The 18,427-nt window shown below is 60.2% G+C and carries 20 protein-coding genes; 10 read left to right on the top strand and 10 right to left on the bottom strand.

The features are described from left to right. Positions 1-37: 37 nt before the first annotated feature. The 4 genes from mnmE to hemE form a co-directional block, all read right to left on the bottom strand. Complete coding sequence (gene mnmE, locus D1222_RS06210; protein ID WP_119453318.1) at positions 38-1,360, bottom strand: tRNA uridine-5-carboxymethylaminomethyl(34) synthesis GTPase MnmE; 1,323 nt, start codon at positions 1,358-1,360, stop codon at positions 38-40. Between the two features lie 2 nt (positions 1,361-1,362). Further along, positions 1,363-2,682 carry a transcription termination factor Rho gene (gene rho, locus D1222_RS06205; RefSeq protein WP_233348535.1) on the bottom strand — a complete coding sequence of 440 codons (1,320 nt, stop codon included), beginning with the start codon at positions 2,680-2,682 and terminating at the stop codon, positions 1,363-1,365. Between the two features lie 147 nt (positions 2,683-2,829). Further along, positions 2,830-3,255, bottom strand: coding sequence for a CopD family protein (locus D1222_RS06200; protein WP_119453317.1), 426 nt, complete (start codon positions 3,253-3,255; stop codon positions 2,830-2,832). Positions 3,256-3,273: 18 nt separating this feature from the next. After that, positions 3,274-4,344 (bottom strand): uroporphyrinogen decarboxylase, encoded by a 1,071-nt coding sequence (gene hemE / locus D1222_RS06195; protein WP_233348534.1) that lies wholly within the window; start codon positions 4,342-4,344, stop codon positions 3,274-3,276. 332 nt (positions 4,345-4,676) lie between these two features. Between hemE and D1222_RS06190 the strand changes: the two genes are divergently transcribed. The 5 genes from D1222_RS06190 to dnaQ are packed head-to-tail and all read left to right on the top strand — an operon-like array spanning position 4,677 to position 8,227. Continuing rightward, entirely contained in the window at positions 4,677-5,510 is an 834-nt protein-coding gene (locus D1222_RS06190) for a pyruvate, water dikinase regulatory protein (RefSeq protein ID WP_119453316.1), read from the top strand. Next, positions 5,507-6,106, top strand: coding sequence for a Maf family protein (locus D1222_RS06185; protein ID WP_119453315.1), 600 nt, complete (start codon positions 5,507-5,509; stop codon positions 6,104-6,106). Before D1222_RS06190 ends, D1222_RS06185 begins: the two co-directional genes overlap by 4 nt. Next, a complete protein-coding gene (gene aroE, locus D1222_RS06180; protein WP_119453314.1) occupies positions 6,103-6,924 on the top strand; it encodes a shikimate dehydrogenase in 822 nt (273 codons plus the stop codon). The genes D1222_RS06185 and aroE overlap by 4 nt, the downstream gene beginning before the upstream one ends. Then, complete coding sequence (gene coaE, locus D1222_RS06175) at positions 6,921-7,526, top strand: dephospho-CoA kinase (protein ID WP_119453313.1); 606 nt, start codon at positions 6,921-6,923, stop codon at positions 7,524-7,526. The genes aroE and coaE overlap by 4 nt, the downstream gene beginning before the upstream one ends. Next, positions 7,523-8,227 carry a DNA polymerase III subunit epsilon gene (dnaQ, locus tag D1222_RS06170; RefSeq protein WP_119453312.1) on the top strand — a complete coding sequence of 235 codons (705 nt, stop codon included), beginning with the start codon at positions 7,523-7,525 and terminating at the stop codon, positions 8,225-8,227. Before coaE ends, dnaQ begins: the two co-directional genes overlap by 4 nt. A gap of 249 nt (positions 8,228-8,476) precedes the next feature. On the opposite strand, the gene secB is transcribed toward dnaQ, so the two are convergent. Next, entirely contained in the window at positions 8,477-9,010 is a 534-nt protein-coding gene (gene secB, locus D1222_RS06165; RefSeq protein ID WP_119453311.1) for a protein-export chaperone SecB, read from the bottom strand. A 138-nt stretch (positions 9,011-9,148) separates the two neighbouring features. Here secB and D1222_RS06160 point away from each other — a divergent pair, with 138 nt between their 5' ends. The 3 genes from D1222_RS06160 (at position 9,149) to D1222_RS06150 (ending at position 11,639) form a co-directional block, all read left to right on the top strand. After that, positions 9,149-9,742 carry a Tim44/TimA family putative adaptor protein gene (locus tag D1222_RS06160; RefSeq protein WP_233348533.1) on the top strand — a complete coding sequence of 198 codons (594 nt, stop codon included), beginning with the start codon at positions 9,149-9,151 and terminating at the stop codon, positions 9,740-9,742. A 76-nt stretch (positions 9,743-9,818) separates the two neighbouring features. After that, entirely contained in the window at positions 9,819-11,120 is a 1,302-nt protein-coding gene (gene mltA / locus D1222_RS06155) for a murein transglycosylase A (RefSeq protein ID WP_119453309.1), read from the top strand. Between the two features lie 9 nt (positions 11,121-11,129). After that, positions 11,130-11,639, top strand: a complete 510-nt coding sequence (locus tag D1222_RS06150) for a Smr/MutS family protein (RefSeq protein WP_119453308.1) — start codon at positions 11,130-11,132, stop codon at positions 11,637-11,639. Here D1222_RS06150 and hisE read toward each other — a convergent pair. From hisE to hisH, 4 genes are read right to left on the bottom strand one after another with little or no spacing between them, the layout of a single operon-like run. After that, a complete protein-coding gene (gene hisE, locus D1222_RS06145) occupies positions 11,636-11,992 on the bottom strand; it encodes a phosphoribosyl-ATP diphosphatase (protein ID WP_119453751.1) in 357 nt (118 codons plus the stop codon). The genes D1222_RS06150 and hisE overlap by 4 nt on opposite strands. A 20-nt stretch (positions 11,993-12,012) precedes the next feature. Then, on the bottom strand, positions 12,013-12,771 hold the full coding sequence (gene hisF, locus D1222_RS06140) for an imidazole glycerol phosphate synthase subunit HisF (RefSeq protein WP_119453307.1): 759 nt from the start codon (positions 12,769-12,771) through the stop codon (positions 12,013-12,015). Then, positions 12,772-13,515, bottom strand: a complete 744-nt coding sequence (gene hisA / locus D1222_RS06135) for a 1-(5-phosphoribosyl)-5-[(5-phosphoribosylamino)methylideneamino]imidazole-4-carboxamide isomerase (RefSeq protein WP_119453306.1) — start codon at positions 13,513-13,515, stop codon at positions 12,772-12,774. Further along, the gene (gene hisH, locus D1222_RS06130; RefSeq protein WP_119453305.1) at positions 13,512-14,156 is read right to left on the bottom strand and encodes an imidazole glycerol phosphate synthase subunit HisH; all 645 of its coding nucleotides are present in this window, start codon (positions 14,154-14,156) and stop codon (positions 13,512-13,514) included. The genes hisA and hisH overlap by 4 nt, the downstream gene beginning before the upstream one ends. 107 nt (positions 14,157-14,263) lie before the next feature. Here hisH and D1222_RS06125 point away from each other — a divergent pair, with 107 nt between their 5' ends. Next, positions 14,264-15,700, top strand: coding sequence for an amidohydrolase (locus D1222_RS06125; RefSeq protein WP_119453304.1), 1,437 nt, complete (start codon positions 14,264-14,266; stop codon positions 15,698-15,700). Between the two features lie 23 nt (positions 15,701-15,723). Here D1222_RS06125 and hisB read toward each other — a convergent pair whose 3' ends face one another. Further along, on the bottom strand, positions 15,724-16,320 hold the full coding sequence (gene hisB, locus D1222_RS06120; protein ID WP_119453303.1) for an imidazoleglycerol-phosphate dehydratase HisB: 597 nt from the start codon (positions 16,318-16,320) through the stop codon (positions 15,724-15,726). A gap of 199 nt (positions 16,321-16,519) precedes the next feature. On the opposite strand from hisB, the gene D1222_RS06115 reads away from it, so the two are divergent. Next, positions 16,520-18,424 carry a putative bifunctional diguanylate cyclase/phosphodiesterase gene (locus D1222_RS06115; protein ID WP_119453302.1) on the top strand — a complete coding sequence of 635 codons (1,905 nt, stop codon included), beginning with the start codon at positions 16,520-16,522 and terminating at the stop codon, positions 18,422-18,424. Positions 18,425-18,427: the final 3 nt, after the last annotated feature.

The following is an 18,427-nucleotide window of genomic DNA, read 5'->3' as shown; positions in this document are numbered from 1 at the left end:
TATAGCGCATCTTCACCCCTGAACACAGGGGGAGGAGTCATTTGCCGATACAGAAGCTGGAGAAAACTTCTCCAAGAATATCTTCAACGTCGATCCGACCGACCAGTGCGCCAAGCTTTTGAGCAGCAAGCCGCACATCTTCAGAGACGATTTCGGCGCCGAACCCGCGCTCCAGATTAGCTCTCGCCTGTTTCACATGAAACAGAGCAGTCGAGAGCGCCTCCCGATGACGCCGCCTGGTGATGAGCGGCGCCGTTCTTGAAGAAGAGAGCTTCGTGAGCCGCTCACTTAGCGCCTCTTCAAGCACGGAGAAGCCAGCACCCGTTTCCGCCGATAGAACAATGATCTCCGCACCATGCTCGCTCTTCTCGAGATCTGCCTTGTTGTAGACGCAGATGTCTTCAGCGCCGGCGCCTTCAAAAGAGGATGACGTATCGGGGGAGCGGACCTGAATGCGCAGATCTGCTGCCTTGGCCCGCTCCAGTGCGCGGCGCACACCTTCCGCCTCAATGGCATCATCAGCTTCCCGAAGACCCGCCGTATCAGCAAGCCAGACGACCTGACCGGCAATCTTCAAACGAACTTCGACAATATCGCGTGTGGTGCCTGGAATGTCGGAAACAATCGCGGCCTCTCTACGGGCGAGGCGATTCAGAATGGACGACTTGCCCGCATTTGGAGGGCCGATAATGGCAACCCGAAAGCCATCCCGGATACGCTCGCCAACCTCATCATCGTCAATTGCGGTTTCGAGTTCGGCAGCCATACGCCCCAGAAGCCCCGCCACTGGCCCCGTACTTTCGTCCGGCGCGTCTTCTTCGTCGGGAAAGTCGATGCTCGCCTCAAGAAGTGCCATGGCTTCAAGAAGCCCGGCACGCCAGCCATCATAAACCTGCGACAGGCTTCCACCAAGCTGGTCCAACGCCAGAGATTTTTGCGCGCGGGTCTCCGCATCGATCAGGTCAGCAACGCCTTCCGCCTCAACCAGATCGAGCCGTCCATTCTCAAACGCGCGGCGCGTAAACTCACCTGGCTCAGCAAGCCGGACATTCTCGAAAGCGCAGAGCGTATCAAGCGCATGGTCGATAGCCGCCGCGCCGCCATGCAGGTAAAGTTCTGCCGTGTCCTCGCCTGTGTACGAATGCGGCCCCGGCATGAACACGCCGAGACCTTCATCGATTGTTTCACGTGACACATCGAGAAAGCGGCCGAACACACTACGGCGCGGGGCAGGGAGGCCCGCTTCAAAAACGCTTTCGCAGATCTCGCGGACCATGGGCCCGCTGATCCTTACAATTGCGATTGCCGAAGGCGGCGGACCAGAGGCAAGCGCGCAGATCGTATCGCGCTGCTCGGCCATGCCTAGTTCTTCATTGCCTCGAAGAACTCGTCATTCGTCTTGGTCTGACGCAGCTTGTCGAGTAGGAAGTCGACTGCATCGGACGTGCCCATCGGGTTGAGGATACGGCGGAGGATGTAAATCTTCTGCAGCTGTTCCTTCGGCGTGATGAGCTCTTCCTTACGCGTGCCGGATTTCATGATGTCGATGGCCGGGAAGGTGCGCTTGTCTGCGATCTTGCGATCGAGGACGACTTCGGAGTTACCGGTACCCTTGAACTCTTCGAAGATGACTTCATCCATTCGCGAGCCGGTATCGATAAGTGCGGTTGCAATGATCGTCAGCGACCCGCCACCTTCGATATTACGTGCTGCACCAAAGAAGCGCTTCGGGCGCTGGAGTGCATTGGCATCAACACCGCCGGTGAGAACCTTACCAGAGCTTGGCACCGTTGTGTTGTAGGCGCGGCCAAGACGCGTAATCGAGTCGAGCAGGATGACGACGTCGCGGCCGTGTTCGGCAAGGCGCTTTGCCTTCTCGATAACCATTTCAGCAACGGCAACGTGACGTGTCGCAGGCTCATCGAAGGTCGAGGAGATAACCTCGCCCTTCACAGAGCGCTTCATGTCGGTGACTTCTTCCGGACGCTCATCGATCAGCAGAACGATGAGATAGCATTCGGGGTGATTTTCCTCGATTGAGGATGCAATATTCTGCAGCAGAACCGTCTTACCAGTGCGCGGCGGCGCAACGATCAGCGCGCGCTGACCCTTACCGATCGGCGAGACGATATCGATAACACGGCCGGACCGGTCTTTCTTCGTCGGGTCCTGGCTCTCCATCTGGAGACGCTCTTCTGGATAGAGCGGGACGAGATTGTCGAAGTGGACTTTCTGACGTGCCTTTTCGGGATCCTCGAAATTGATCGAGTTGACGCTATTCAGCGCAAAGTAGCGCTCGCCTTCGCCAGGCTCATTGATCGGGCCATCAACCGTATCACCGGTCTTCAGGCCGGCCTGCTTGATGACTTTCGGGCTGACATAGATGTCGTCCGGGCCGGGCAGGTAGTTGGATTCAGGTGAACGCAGGAAGCCGAAGCCATCGACGAGCACTTCCAGAACGCCCTGACCGATAATGACGATGTCACGCTCAGCCAGCTCACGAAGGATCGCGAACAGCATGTCCTGCGTCCGGAGTGAAGACGCGTTCTCGACTTCAAGGCTCTCTGCATAGGCGAGCAGCTGGGTCGGGCTCTTGGCCTTCAGGTCGCGCAGATAAACGTGGCTCGGCGCTTCTGAACCGGAGACCGCTTGCGGGTCGAGGGACGTTTCGGTGTCTGACATGAAATCTTCTGGATGTGGCAGGTGCGCTGAGAGGAGATGCGCGACCGATAGATTGACTTGGGAAAGCACGGCCTGCCAAGGAATGGCGGCCTCTTCTGGCCGCTTATGTGATCAAATTCCCCGGCAGGTCAAGAGATTTCCAGCACGTCAGAACGGTTTCACGATCACCAGGATCACGATGATGATGAGAAGAATGAACGGCATTTCGTTCAGCATCTTCAGTCGTTTCGCCGGCACATCCTCGCCGCGGTCGATCTTCTTGCCCGTCGCAACGAAGTAGCCGTGCAGGCCGGACAGGAGGAGGACAAGCAGAAGCTTTGCATGCAGCCATCCGCCCGACATGATTGCCGGATTGATCACGATGAGGCTGATCCCCAGCACCCAGACCAGAATGATGCTCGGCGTCAGGATGATCTTGCGCAGCTTTGCCGACGCAGACTTCATCGTCTCAAACAGTGGCTCACCCGGCTTAGACGTCAGCTGGTGCAGCTTGTAGCGCGGCAGGATGAGCAGCCCCGCCATCCAGGCGATGACAAAGATGAGATGAAATGACTTGACCCAAAGATAGAGCATTTTTGATCCGTATACTGTCTAACTTGCTTTCCAGTTCCGAACGGTGCGCACAGCGCGCTCCACATTCGGAATAGGTGTCTGCGGCAGCACCCCGTGCCCCAGATTGAAGATATGCGGGCGATCCTTATAGGCCTCGAGCAGCTCGATGATCCGCCGTTCCATCGCATCGCCGCCCGTCATCAGGAGAAGAGGGTCCAGATGCCCCTGAACCGGCATGCCCGATGGAAGCTCGCGGTTCACAAAGGAGGGCAGGGCGGCCGTGTCGAGACCGACAGCACTCACACCCGTCTGCTCTGCAAACGCTGGAAGCTGGACGCCAGCCCCGCGTGGAAAGCCGATAAGCGGTACCGTCACACCAAGCTCTCGCAGACGCTTCACCAGCTTCTGGTTCGGACGAATGATGATCTGTTCGAAAATGTCGTTTGGAAGCCCTTCAGCCCATGAATCGAACATCATGAGGGCTTCAGCGCCAGCTTCTGCCTGCGCAGCCATATAGTGCGCTGTCGCTTCGACCAGATCATCCAGAAGAAGATCCAGCTCAGCCGGATGCTGGTGCGCCCAGAGGCGCGCAGTGGACTTGTCCGTGCCGCCACGTCCTTCGATGGCATAGAGCGCCACCGTCCAGGGTGCACCCGCAAAGCCAATCAGCGTCGTTTCAGCCGGAAGGCGTGATTTCACACGGGAGACGGTCTCATAGACAGGTGACAGCCGCTCAACGACCGTCTGGACCGGGACTTCGTTCAGCCTGCCGCCGGTTTCCACCGTTTCCACGATAGGGCCGACGCCTTTCTCGAACCGTACACCTCTACCGAGGGCATCGAGGATCAGCAGGATATCTGCGAACAGGATCGCGCCGTCCATGCCATAGCGCTCAATCGGCTGAAGGGTCGCTTCCACAGCCAGCGAAGGCGTGTAGCAGAAATCCAGGAAGTTCTTCGCCCGTCCGCGCAGCTCCATATATTCAGGCAGGTGCCTGCCAGCCTGTCTCATCATCCAGAGGGGGATAGGGTCCTGACGCTTGCCATTCAGTACATTCAGTAGCGGTTTTTCCGGGACGGGGGCCATCTGGTCCTCTTCTTCCTTCAGCATGAAAATGCGCTCTTATCATTACTAAGCGCTGGATAAGGTGGACAATCAGTCCCAGGCGGCTTTGTCACCAGTAATTCCACAGCCTGTCCATAGGAGGGAGTTCGCGTTAACCATTCGTCAACCTTTTGGAATTGCCGTTAATTTAGTGTTAACCATTTGGACCATTCACGCCCAAAGAACAGCTCGTGAATCCACCCTGTGAGCATTTGTCGAATGTGGAATTGTGGTGAAAGCTGCCGGGCTTGAATCTCTATCCACAGCCCCTCCACAGGGGTTGTCGATTCCTTCAAGACGCGGCAGGGTCCGGCCGTTCATCAATCAGCGGAGCCGCAATGCGCCCGAGTATATTTTTCAATGTCCATCTTGTGTCGGATTCGACGGGTGAGACATTGAACGCAGTGATGCGCGCAGCGGCCGCGCAGTTCGAAAACGTCACGCCGCTCGAACACAATTATTACCTCGTTCGCTCTGAGCGTCAGCTCGAACGTGTGATGCGAGAGATTGAGGCGGCGCCGGGCGTTGTCTGGTTTACCATTTCCGATGAGGATCTGCGCCTCAAGCTCGAACAGTTCTGCCGCGCGCGTCATATCCCGACGCTCGCCGTGCTCGACCCATCCATCCACATGCTCAGCCGCCACCTTGGCGTGACCGCCAGCGACCGCGTTGCCGGCCAGCATGCGCTTAATGCCGAATATTTTGAGCGGATCGAAGCAATTAACTTCGCGCTGGCCCATGATGATGGCCAGAACCTGCAAGGCCTGCTTGCCGCAGACGTCATCCTCCTGGGTGTCAGCCGCACATCGAAGACGCCAACCTGTGTGTATCTAGCCAATCGCGGCGTGAAGGCGGGCAATATCCCGCTCGTGCCCGGTATGCGGATGCCATCCGTCCTCGATGAGATTGACCCGAAGACCGGCCCGATGGTGATTGGCCTCAAGATCGGTGTGGAACGCCTCGTCCAGATCCGCAGCCAGCGTCTGATGGCGCTCAATGAAAACTCGATCACCGACTATACTGACGAGGAAGCCGTCCGCGCCGAAGTGACAGAGGCAAGCCGCCTGTTCCAGCGCCGCAAATGGGCTGTAATCGATGTCTCCCGCCGCAGTGTGGAAGAAACCGCTGCCGCCATCCTCAACAAGCTCAATCAGAGGCATGACCAGGAATGAGCGCACAGTCCGTAATCCTTGCTTCCGGCAGTGAAAGCCGCAGGCGTCTCCTCGCGAATGCTGGTGTCGAGGCAGAAGCTGTCCGCCCGAATGTCGATGAAGACGCGGCAAAGGCCACCTTCCGCGCGAAAGGCATGCGCGTTGCCGACCAGGCGATGCAACTTGCGGAACTGAAAGCGATCAAGGTCTCCCAGCGCCGGCCCGGCCTCGTCATCGGCGGCGACCAGATGCTGAACCTCGACGGTGAACCGATCGACAAGCCAAAGGATATGGCGGACGCGGGCAATCATCTGCGAAAATTCTCCGGCAAGACACACCGGCTTGAGACGGCGATCGTAATTGCCGAAAATGGCGAACCTGTCTGGCGCCATCTCGCCGCTCCCAAACTGACAGTCCGCCCGCTCAGCGAAGACTTCATCGCATCCTATCTTGAGAAGAGCGGGGAAGGCCTTCTGAAAACGGTTGGCGCCTACATGCTCGAAGACCTCGGCGCACAGCTTTTCACGCGGATCGAGGGGGATTATTTCACCATCCTCGGCCTGCCGCTTCTGCCGCTGCTCGACTACCTTCGCACGCGCGGTGTGCTCCAGTCATGAAACGCCTCGCAGTCATTGGCGACCCGGTCGGCCATTCGCTCTCTCCGCTTATCCACATGACGTGGATCGACGCGCTCGGCCTCGACGCGTCTTACGAGTCGATCCGCGTTCCGGCGGGCGAAACCGCTGCCGCGCTTGATGATTTCGAACATCAGGAATTTCTGGGCCTCAATGTTACCTTGCCGCATAAGCAGGCGGTATTGCCCAAGGCGTCGGAAAAATCTGCCGCAGTCGACGCTATTGGCGCGGCAAACACGCTGTCCCGGCTACCATCAGGCGGCTGGCGCGCGGACAATACGGACGCGCCGGGCCTCATCGCCGCGCTAGGCCGGCTCGGCCTTTCGGAATTTACGGGCAAGACGGTGCTTATGCTTGGCGCAGGCGGCGCGGCCCGGGCAGGTCTCTTCGCGCTCGACAGGGCAGGGGCAGATATAATCCTGCTCAACCGCACGGTTGAAAAAGCCGAACAGATCCTCGCCGAATGTTGTTCGCGGCCTCATCTCTCAGGCCCGCTCGATGCCCTGTCTGACCATGCTGGCCGCGCCAACCTCGTCATCAATACGACCAGCGCCGGGCATGGCGGCGCCCATATTCCGCTGCCCGCAGGCGAGGGCCGGTTATTCTACGATATGAGCTATGGTGCCCCTGCAGAAGCTCAGCTTGCTCACGCCAATGCCCAAGGCTGGAAGACCGAAGACGGTCTCGGCATGCTGGTCTGCCAGGCGGCGGAAAGCTTCTCCATCTGGTTCGACGGCGTACGCCCGGATATCGAAGTCGCCCTCACCGCTTGCCGTACATCGCTGGAGCAGAATGCATGATCATCCTCGGACTGACCGGCTCTATCGGCATGGGAAAAAGCGCCACCGCGGCCATGTTCGCGGATGGGGGTGTGCCAGTTTACGATGCCGATGCAGCGGTCCATTCCATCTATGCGCAGGGCGGCCTTGCCGTAGAACCGCTCGGTGAGCGCTTTCCGGGCGTGATTGTCGATGGCGCGGTCAGCCGCCAGCGTCTTCGCGACATCGTCATGGAAGACCCCGATGCGATGAAAGACCTGGAGGCCATCGTCCACCCGCTTGTCGGCCAGACCCAGATAGAATTTCGCACCTCAGCGCTGAAGTCCGGGGCAGGGCTCGCCGTGCTCGATATTCCGCTCCTCTATGAGACGGGCGGCGACCAGCGTTGCGACTATGTTGCGGTGGTTTCCGCGCCGCCAGAAGTCCAGCGTGAGCGGGTCATGGCGCGCAATGAAATGTCGGAATCAGACTTCGAAAAGATCGTCGCCAAACAGGTCCCGGATGCGGAAAAGCGGGCCCGCGCGGACTTCATCATTTCTACAGCCTTCGGTTTCGATTTCGCCCGAACCCATGTAAACGCAATCATCCACTTGCTGACCAAAATGGACAGGGAAGAGAGATGAGCCAGCCGCTTCGTGAGATTGCTTTCGATACCGAAACCACCGGTCTCGACTGGTCAGGTGAGGACCGGATCATTGAGCTTGGCGCCGTCGAACTCATCAATCATGTCGCCACGGGTCGCACCTTTCACGAGCGCATTAATCCGCGCCGGTCTGTGTCTGCCAAGACCGTGGAAATCACCGGCATCACGGACGAGATGCTTGTCGACAAACCTTTCTTTGAAGACCCACGCATCGTCGATGCGTTTCTGGAATTTGTGGGCGACTCCACCCTGGTCGCGCACAATGCAGCGTTCGACCGCGGCTTCCTGAATGCAGAACTTGTGCGTTGTGGCCGGGCCGAAGTCCCGCTGGAGCGCTGGGTCGATACGCTGGAAATCGCAAAGAAGCGCCACCCCGGCGCGCCTGCTTCGCTCGATGCGCTCTGCAAACGCTACAGCATTGGCCTCGAAGCGCGTACGCTTCACGGCGCACTTCTCGATAGCCAGCTCCTCGCCGAAGTCTATCTGGAGCTTCGCGGTGGCCGCGCGCGTGCGTTTGATTTCTCGAATCGGGATGAAAGCGACGGCGAGGCGAACTTTCGCCGGGCAAAAACACGCCCGCAGCCGCTGGCGTCACCAATCACTGGTGAAGAGCAGGCAGCCCATGCCGCCTTCGTGGCAACGCTGGGCGATAACCCGATCTGGGCGCGCTACCAGGGCTAGAGCGTTTCCGACTTCGGCGGAAACGAGCAAGGCGAGCAAGGCGAGCCCGGCTCGAATGCGCCGCCCCCGCGGAGCTTCGGAGCCGGTCGCGCAGCGATCATTTGATCCAGTGGATCAAATGAAGGCGGAGAAGGCCACGCCAGTGGCAGCATCAGCGGGCTAGCGTGAGCGCAAACAAACCGACGACCGATCCCGCTGCAAGCGGAATTGGTCTAGGCGGCGCGGCCCAGTCGGGCGGATCTTACAAGATCAGTTTTCGGTTTCTTTGGTCTCTGGCTCGCCGGCCGGGGCGGCGGCGCCATTGTCGACCGGCGCGCCATTCGTGCCTTGCTGCATGCGGGCACGCTGCTGGCGGTAAAGTGCGGTGAAGTCGACCGGGTCGATGCGCAGCGGTGGGAAGCCGCCTTCCTGCGTCAGGTCAGCAACCAGACGGCGTGCAAACGGGAAGAGAAGACGCGGGCACTCGATCAGCAGCATGGCTTCGGCATCGGCTTGGGATGCGCCCTGCAGCTGGAACAGGCCAGCATATTCGAGCTCAACGAGGAAAAGCGCCGTTTCCTTGGTGCCGGCACGTGCGTTCAGCTTCAGCACAACTTCGAAGATACCTTCTTCGCGGTTCTGCGTGTTGGCCTGAACATCAATACCAAGATCGACATTTGGCTGCTCGTTCAGACGCGCGCCCGGATTTTCGAACGAAAGGTCCTTGATGTACTGGTTCAGGACGCGAAGGCTCGGGCCGGTCGGTTGTTGTGGCTGTGCAGCGGTGTCTGTCGTATCTGACATTACGGCGAAATCCTCTCGAAAACTGGGTTTCGCGCCTATCATGCAGCCCCTGCTTGCGCAACAACGGGTGGCATAGGTCAAATCCTGACTATATGAGTCCGTACCAGGCCCCTCTACGGAGACGAAATGAACTCTTCGATGATCGAACTACTGCTCCTTACCGCGATTGCCGTCTTTGTTGGCTGGCGGCTTTACACCACGCTTGGCAGTGATGCTGGCCCGCCGGAGGGACGTTCGCGAGATCAGAAACCTGCCGTCGGCAACAAGCCGGCGACCCAGCCGCGTGAAAACCCGGCTGGCCTGCGTCCTGCGTTCACGGGCCCGGCAGCAAGCGGTCTCGAAGCGATCCATTCCGCCGATCCAAGCTTCAACCCGAAGGAATTTCTTTCCGGTGCGCGCTCGGCCTACGAAATGCTGGTGAAAGCCTTTGCTGATGGTGACCGGGCAACGCTCGGCCAGTGGCTCGATACCGATGTCTATGAGACCTGGGATGCAGCCATCGCAGAGCGTGAGAAGACCGGCGCCGAGGCACCTCAGCTTCTTCGCCTGAAGCAGAGCGAAATCGATGCGGCAGACCTCGATGCTCGCGGCACCGCCCGCGTGACGGTGCGCTTCCAGTCCGAGCTCGGCATCGGCGACATGACGCGGACTTCAGAAGAGCTATGGACCTTCATGCGGGACACGTCCTCGGATGATCCGAACTGGCTTTTGGACGACGTCGACACGCCATAGCCGGGCGAAACGCGCTTCAGCCTCGCTGAGACTTTCCGGTTGTCGATCCCGTCGAAACCCGGCAACTCTTTGCGCCATGATGAGACTTACCGGCCTTATTCTGGCAGCCTGCCTGATCGCATCCTGTGCGAGCTCTCCAAACTCTGAAGACGGCAAACGCCGGTCCTATGGGACTGCGCATCGCGATGTCTCCATGGGACATCCCGCGCCAACACCGCGTTCGCGCCAGCCGGATGAGCGGCCGCCTGAAAAGGAAATCAACCCGAATGCCGTGCGTAAGGCCCCGCCTGCGCCAGCCGCCTTCGCCAGCCTGCCAGGTTGGGAGGAAGCGGCGCTCTATCCGGGCGTCATGGCGCTTCGCAAAAGCTGCAGGGTCTTCCGGGAAGGCGCAGCTGACGCGCCCATTTCCTCTGTCGCCCCTTGGGCAGGCAGCACAATGGACTGGCTCCCGGCCTGCGCCGCCCTCGAAGTGGTTGAGGATGAAGTCTCCGCCCGCACTGTGATGCAGACGCTTTTCCGCCCGGTCGAAATCAACTCCCCAGACGGCAAATCCCGCTTCACCGGCTATTTTGAACCGGTCTACGAAGCCCGCACCACACCAGAGCCGCCCTTCACCGAGCCTGTCCCTGCTTATCCCCAAGACCTTGAGCGCGAGAGCGGTGTCGGCATCTTTCAGCGCCTGCCAAACGGCACGCGCCGGCCATATCCTGATCGCAAGGCGATTACCGAGGCGGGTGTCGAACCGCTGGCCTATGCCCACCCGGCAGATGTCTTCTTCCTCCAGATTCAGGGCTCGGGGAAGCTCGTCTTCCCGGACGGCACGACGATGAAAGCGGTTTACGCTGCCCATAATGGTCACCGGTTTGGCTCGACTGCGAACTGGCTTCTCAATCGCGGCTGGATTACGCGCGGCGAAGCCTCGATGCAGGGCATCCGCGCATGGATGGACCGCGCAACGCCCGAACAGGTGCGTCAGGCTATGAACGCTAATCCGCGCTACATCTTCTTTACGCTGGAAGAACCCGAAGAGGGCGAGACAGGCCCCAAAGGCGCGATGGGCGTTCCGCTGACCCCGCTTGGCTCTGTAGCGATCGACCGGGAGCATAACCCGATGGGCGTGCCGATGTTTATCCAGACCACCGCGCCGGGTCTTGGCGGTGACTGGTCCGGCATGCTGGTCGCGCAGGATACAGGCGGCGCCGTGAACGGTCCGGTCCGCGGCGACATCTATTTCGGCACAGGCAAGGAAGCAGGCGAACGCGCAGGCACAATGAATGCGCCGGGACGTCTCTGGGTGCTGCTGCCGCGCGCAGTCGCAGACCGCATTCCGGGGATCGATGCCTATGCCGACCTTGGCCGGAACCCTCCGGCCCCCTAAATCGGGCCAATGAGCGACCGGCCCCTCAAACCTGATGAAAAGAAAGCCTGGGAACAGGTCCGCCGGTCTGTGCGCCCACTTGGCGGCAGTAAATCTGTCCCCCGACCACGCGCCCCGGCGATCACAAGACCGGTACTCGAAAAAACACCCTCTGAAAACACCGCCAGTACACCGTCACTGCACCGTCCAGCCACCCCGGCTGCACCTCGTGACCGGAGCGCCGACAAACAGGTCCGCCGCGGCAAGATTTCCATCTCGGGCCGTTTCGACCTCCACGGACACACACAGGCATCAGCCTGGAGCGCCCTCCCGGCCTTCCTTGCCCGTGAACAGGCACGCGGTAGCCGCGCTGTCATTGTAATTACAGGCAAGGGGAAGGCAGGCGGCGGCGTTCTTCGCCACAACTTCCTGCGCTGGGTGGAAATGCCAGAAGCGCGCTCGCTGATCACCGGATATGCAGGCGCTCACCCACGCCATGGCGGCGAGGGCGCGTTCTACGTATTCCTCAGAAAACGCTAGTCTTTCTTCGCGCGAGCCGCTTTTTCAGCGAGGCCAGACACACCCCGGCGCTCGGCCAACGCATCGGCGACCATGTCCAGCGAAACGCCTTTCGCCCGCAGGCCCACCAGCAGGTGAAATAGGAGGTCAGCGGTTTCGGCCGCCACTTCCTTACGGCCCTGCGCAGCAATGGCGAGCGCGACCTCAGCGCCTTCCTCGGCGATCTTCTTGCCGCAGCGGATCGGGCCCGACTTGATGAGCCGTGCCGTATAGCTCTTCTCAACATCGCCCCCGACCCGGCTATCCACCGTCTTGGAAAGCAGGGCGACGAGCTCGTTCAGGCGTTTGGCAGAGCCGAGTTCGGTCTTCGACATGTCGTTTTGTCCAGTCGTCATTAGAGGGGGCGCACCGGCGCACCGGCGTCTGAAAGGGCTTTGCGCGCCTCATCGAGGCTGACTTCGCCAAAATGGAAGATCGAGGCGGCGAGCACGGCCGTCGCGCCGCCTTCGAGTATTGCGGGGGGCAGGTCGGCTGCGGACCCGGCACCGCCCGAAGCAATCACAGGAAGATTTACCGCTGAGGTGACCGCTTTCAACAGAGCAATGTCATAGCCGGACTTTGTCCCGTCGCGGTCCATGGAGGTGAGCAGGATTTCACCTGCGCCGCGCTTTTCGGCCTCGCGCGCAAATTCGACGGCATCAATGCCGGTCGGCTTGCGCCCGCCATGGGTGAAGATTTCCCAATGGTCGCCGGTCTGGCGCGCATCGATCGCAACCACGACCGCCTGGCTGCCTGCACGCGCTGCGCACTCAGAAATCACGCCCGGATTGGCCACAGCAGCCGAATTGATAGCCACCTTGTCAGCGCCCGACCGCAGCAGCTGGACGAGGTCGTCACCGCTCCGCACGCCGCCGCCAACCGTCAGCGGCATGAAGCATTGCTCAGCCGTGCGGCGGACAACGTCCAGCATTGTGCCGCGCCCTTCATGGCTGGCTGTGATGTCGAGGAAGCAAAGTTCATCTGCGCCCGCTTCATCATAGGCCTTGGCCAGCGCCACCGGGTCACCCGCATCGCGCAGATCGACAAAATTGACGCCCTTCACGGTGCGCCCATCCTTCACATCGAGGCAGGGGATGATGCGGGACTTTAGCATCTAGCGCGCCCCTGCGGCCTGAATGGCTTCTGCCGGGTCAATGTCACCATCATAGAGCGCACGGCCAAGAATGGTGCCCGCCACAGCGCGTTCGCCGCCAGCCGATTTGAGATCAGTGATGTCCTTCACGCTGGCAAGGCCGCCAGATGCGATGACCGGAATGGACACCGCATTCGCTATCTTCGCGGTGAAGTCGACATTGATGCCGCTCTTCATGCCGTCGCGCGAAATATCTGTCACGACAAGCGCGGCCACGCCGCAGCCTTCGAACTGCTGCGCGAGATCCACCGCTTCCATGTCGGAGGTTTCTGCCCAGCCTTCGACAGCGACGCGCCCATCGCGGGCATCGATACCGACGACGATCTGGTTCTCGAAGGCTTTTGCTGCCGTTTTCACCAGTTCCGGGTCTCGCAGGGCCGCGGTGCCGAGGATCACGCGGCTAAGACCAGCTTCTAGCCAGGCTTCGATCTGCGCCAGTGTGCGAATACCGCCGCCAAGCTGGACCGGCACATCCACAGCGGACAGGATCGCACGGACGGCGTCGCCATTGGCGCTATCGCCCGCAAATGCGCCATTGAGGTCAACGACATGCAGCCGGTCGAACCCCATTGCCTTGAAGCGGGCGGCTTGATCGGCCGGGTCCGGATTGAACGTCGTCGCCTGATCCATTTCGCCGCGCAGGAGGCGCACGCAATTGCCGTCCTTGAGGTCGATGGCAGGCCAGAGCTCGAAAGGCGTCGTCATTGCGGGCTCCATTGAAGGAAATTGGCGAGAAGCTTGAGCCCCACGCGCTGGCTTTTTTCGGGGTGAAACTGGGTGGCGACCATATTGTCTCGGCCGATCGCTGCCGTCAGCGGGGCGCCATAGTCCGTCTGCGCCAGTACGTCCGCCTCATCGCGTGCCCGAAAGCTGTAGGAGTGGGTGAAGTAGACATGCGGATCATCGCCAAGGTCACTCAGGACGGGGTGAGGGCGCAGTATTTCCAGACCATTCCAGCCCATATGCGGGATTTTGAGGCCGGGCCCGGGTTCAATCCGGTCAACATCGCCGGCGATCCAGTCCAGCCCGGCGGTCACGCCATCTTCCAGTCCGCGCGTCGCGAGCAGCTGCAGGCCGACGCAAATACCGAGAAACGGCACACCGCGCTGCATGACGGCTTCGCTCAAGGCCTCGACAAGGCCCTCGCGGGCAAACAGCCCCCGTGCGCAATCTGCGAAATGGCCAACACCGGGCAACACGATCCGGTCTGCCCTACGCACAGCGTCCGGGTCATCCGTCACGCGCACTGATGCGCCGCCCGGACATGCCTTGCCAGCTTCATTCAGGGCGCGTTCGGCCGAATGAAGATTGCCGGAGCCATAATCTATGAGAACGAGATCGGTCATCGCCTGCGCTCATAGCGATGCGAGCGCCGAAGTAAAAGTGGCCTTGGCTTGATTGATGTGAATGGGTGAAGCAAGGTCGCGCATCAGATCATATTGGAGACCATTTTATGCGCCTGATTCCCCCGCTTCTGGCCGCTGGCATTGCATCGGCCGCGCTGGCCCTGCCTGCCGCCGCTGACCCATCGACTGACACTGCTAGCTCACTCGTTGAGCAGCGCTCGGAGATGATCTCCGAAATCGCGATGAGCCTCTGGGATTGGGCCGAGGTTGGGTATCAGGAGAACCGTTCCTCGAAACTGCTCCAGGACCAGCTCGCCGCCGAAGGTTTCACCATTGAGGCGGGCGTCGCAGATATCCCAACCGCTTTTATAGCTGAATACGGCTCAGGCGAGCCTGTGATCGCCATCCTTGCAGAGATGGACGCGCTGCCGGGCATCAATCAAAGCGCCAGCCCCATGCGTGCACCTGTTGAGAACAAGCATGCAGGCCAGGCCTGTGGCCATAATCTCTTCGGCGCGGGCTCAGTCTCTGCGGCCGTCGCAATCCGGCATTGGCTGGAGGACAATAACGCAACGGGCACGATCCGCCTTTACGGCACGCCCGCCGAAGAAGGCGGCAGCGGCAAGGTCTATATGGTCCGCGCAGGCCTATTCGATGATGTGGACATCGCGCTTCACTGGCACCCGTCAGACCGCAACTCGGCTGCCGCATCCACCTCGCTTGCCAATCGTTCGGCGAAGTTCCGCTTTTCGGGTCAGTCCGCCCATGCCGCTGGCGCACCAGAGCGTGGCCGCTCGGCCCTCGACGGTGTCGAGGCGATGAACATGATGGCGAACATGATGCATGAGCACATCCCGCAGGATGCCCGCATGCACTATGTCATCACTTCGGGCGGCGAAGCCCCGAATGTGGTGCCGGACTTTGCCGAGGTCTTTTATTATGTCCGCCATCCTGACCCTTCAGGCGTCGAGCAGATCTGGGCGCGCCTTGAGAATGCCGCACGCGGCGCCGCCATGGGCACGGGCACAGAGGTCGACTGGGAAGTCATCCACGGCAACAATCCGCTGCTCGTCAACGAAACGCTGGCCAAGATGATGGACAGCAAGCTGCGTGAGTTTGGCGGCATCACCTACACCGCCGAAGAACAGCAGTTTGCTGAGAACATCGTCTCCACCTTCGACAATCCCCGCAATGAGCTTGGCTCGCAGGAGGAGGTGCAGGCCTATGATGTCTCGCTCGGCTATGGCTCGACCGATGTGGGTGATGTCTCGTTCGCGGCCCCGACCGTCGGCCTGCGCACGGCAACCTGGGTGCCAGGCACGTCTGCCCATAGCTGGCAGGCCGTCGCTGCAAGCGGCATGTCCATCGGCGAGAAAGGCACAGAGCTTGCCGCCAAGACGCTGACGGCAGCCGCTATCGAGCTTTACCAGAACCCGGCGCTTGTCGAAGCGGCATGGGAAGAGTTCGAGGAAAAGCGCGGTGAGGACTACGAGTACAAGTCACTGCTCGGCGACCGGGAACCGCCGCTCGACTACCGCAAATAAAAGAAAATCCGCAAAGGGCAGTCCTAGAGACTGCCCTTTGTCGATGCGGGTTTGCCGCCGAGGCGCTCATCAGGCGTCACCGCCATGCGCAGAGCGCGGGCCGCCGCCTTGAAGCAGCTTTCTGCGATGTGGTGATTATTCTCACCATAGAGATTCTCGATGTGCAGACACATGCCGCCATTTCCGGCGAGCGCGTGGAAGAACTCCTTGAAGAGTTCAGTGTCCATGTCGCCGATCTTGTCGCGCCGGAAATCCACTTTCCAGACAAGGTAAGGCCGCTTGCAGAGGTCGACTGAGGCGCGGCTCAGCGTTTCGTCCATCGGAATGTAGGCATGGCCAAAGCGGGTGATGCCCGCAAAGTCGCCCAGCGCATCCTTGATGGCCTGACCGATCACGATGCCGGTATCTTCGACCGTGTGGTGGGCATCGATGTGCAGGTCCCCATCGGCCTTCACGTCGAGGTCGATGAAGCTGTGGCGGGCAAACGAGTCCAGCATGTGGTCGAAGAAGCCAACGCCAGTCTGGACGTTTGCCTTGCCGGTCCCATCGAGGTTCACCGTGACCGTAATATCGGTCTCGCGGGTCGTGCGGGTAATCGTGGATTTGCGCGTCTTTGTCATCGCTGCCTGAGATAGTTCGTGTTCCGGTCAAGGGCTACTGCAGATTTGTTCACGGATTTCTAAAGTTTATCACCGAATGTCCGTCTAGCGCAGGAGAGTAACCGCGTGAACATGGGGGTGGCATCTGAGTAGGACGTCTACATTCGAACGCATTTTGTCGCGGATCAGTTTTGCGAACGCTCTGCCGTTTGCCGCCGCTTTGCTTGCATTTGTTGCAGCAAGCGCGGTCTCTATTCTGTTTCTCGTATCCGCCGAACATGCCCTCTCCGAACGCTCTGACCGGATTGCGACGCGCGTTGCTGATGGCATTTATGTCGAACTGGCTTTTGGCAACACTGCCAATGCGGACGCAATACTTGAGCGCCTTTCGCCAGGCCGCGCCGCTGCCTTTGACCTTGAAGGCAATGTGATTGCAGGCGAAGCGTCGCCGCAAGTCCTCGAAGAGGGCCGGCGCTACCCAATCGCGTCTGCAGGGGATGTTCGCGGCGAACTCGTCATGTTGCGCGCCCTGCCGGGTACCATGGTCGTATCCCTGCCAGTCGTGATGGGCGCCATCCTGCTCGTAACCTTAATCTCTTATCTCTTCGCGAACTTTTTTGCTCATCTCGTCTCGCAGCAGTCGGGTGAGATCACCAATCTGGTGTCCCGTACATCGCTGAAGCAAGGGCTTCCGGAAGCCGACAAATCAATCCTGTTCACTGAGTTTCGCCGTCTGCGCACAAGCCTGGTTCGCCGGATCCAGCAGCTTCAGCGCGAGAATGAGCGTCTCGTGAGCGCCGCCTATATCGATGAGCGGACCGGCCTCGGTAATGGCGCTGAGCTGACCCGCCAGCTGACGCAGTTCATTTCGCGCTCCTCGTTCGAGTTTCCATCCGCCTTCATCCAGATTGACACAGAGCCGATGCAGCTCGAGGGCGATCATCAGGACACGGCTTTCGTTCTGGAGGTCCAGTCTGCGATTTCCCGCAGGATCATGAGTTTTCTGAGCGAGCAGCAGGCCGCCTACAGCCTGCCGGATGGCCGCTGGCCCGGTTTCGCGCTCGCGTCCGATGATTTTGGCATTCTTCTCGACCGCGTCGGCCCGCGTAACGAAATCAACCGCATCGCAAAGTCGCTGCTCGTCCGCTTGAAAGAGCCGTATACGATTGGCGGCAAGAAAGTGACCTTCACTGCCTTCGCGGGCATCGCGATGATCCCGGAAGACGGGCAGAACCCACAGGACATCCGCAAGCGCGCGTATACTGCGCTCGTTCAGGCGAAACGCACTGAAGGCGTGGAGATGCAGTTCTATTCGCCGAAGCTGGACCGCCAGACGGCGGCGCGGAAGCGACTGGAATCGGAAGTCCGCACCGCCGTTGAGCAGAGCGCCTTTACACCGGTCTACCAGCCCAAGGTCGATCTCGCGACGGGCCGGATTGTCGGCGCCGAAGCGCTGGCGCGCTGGCAGCTTGATAGCGGACGCATTGTTTCGCCCGGTGTTTTCATCCCTGTGGCTGAAAGCTGCGGCCTGATTGGCGATATTGGCGAGCAGATTACCCGCAAGGCCTGTCTGGGCGCGGCCAAATGGGCCGATATGGGCTATAATGATATCTCGATTGCTGTGAACGTCTCACCGCGCCAGTTCGAGAATGACGATCTTGGCACCATGCTTATCGATGCCATGACGACGGCAGGCCTGCTTCCGCGGCTGCTTCAGCTGGAAATCACAGAAAGCGTCGCGGTGACCGACCCTGAGCGGCTCCGGGACGTTATCGGGCCACTCAAATCCATGGGCGTGCGCCTCGCGATTGACGACTTCGGCACTGGGCACTCCAACCTTGCCATGCTTGGCCGCCTGCCATTTGACGTCTTCAAGATCGACCGCGCCTTTATCTCCAGCCTGCACAACGACAAACAGGCGCCGGCAATTGTCGAAATGATCCTCGGCATGGCTGAAACACTCGGCATGGAAACGGTGGCCGAGGGCGTGGAAACCGACGATCAGCTGCAATTCCTGAAACGCCGCGGATGCGACCAGTATCAGGGCTTCCTGTTCAGCCCGCCGGTCAGCCTGGAGAAATTCATCGAGATGGTCCGCCGCAACCGTCAGCCGGCTGCAGCCTGAGAA

Origin of the sequence: Henriciella algicola, assembly GCF_003576245.1 — a bacterium.
In the GTDB taxonomy this organism is placed as follows: Bacteria; Pseudomonadota; Alphaproteobacteria; order Caulobacterales; family Hyphomonadaceae; genus Henriciella; species Henriciella algicola.
Note: the sequence above shows the minus strand (reverse complement) of the source record. Positions and strands in the feature narration are given on the sequence as shown.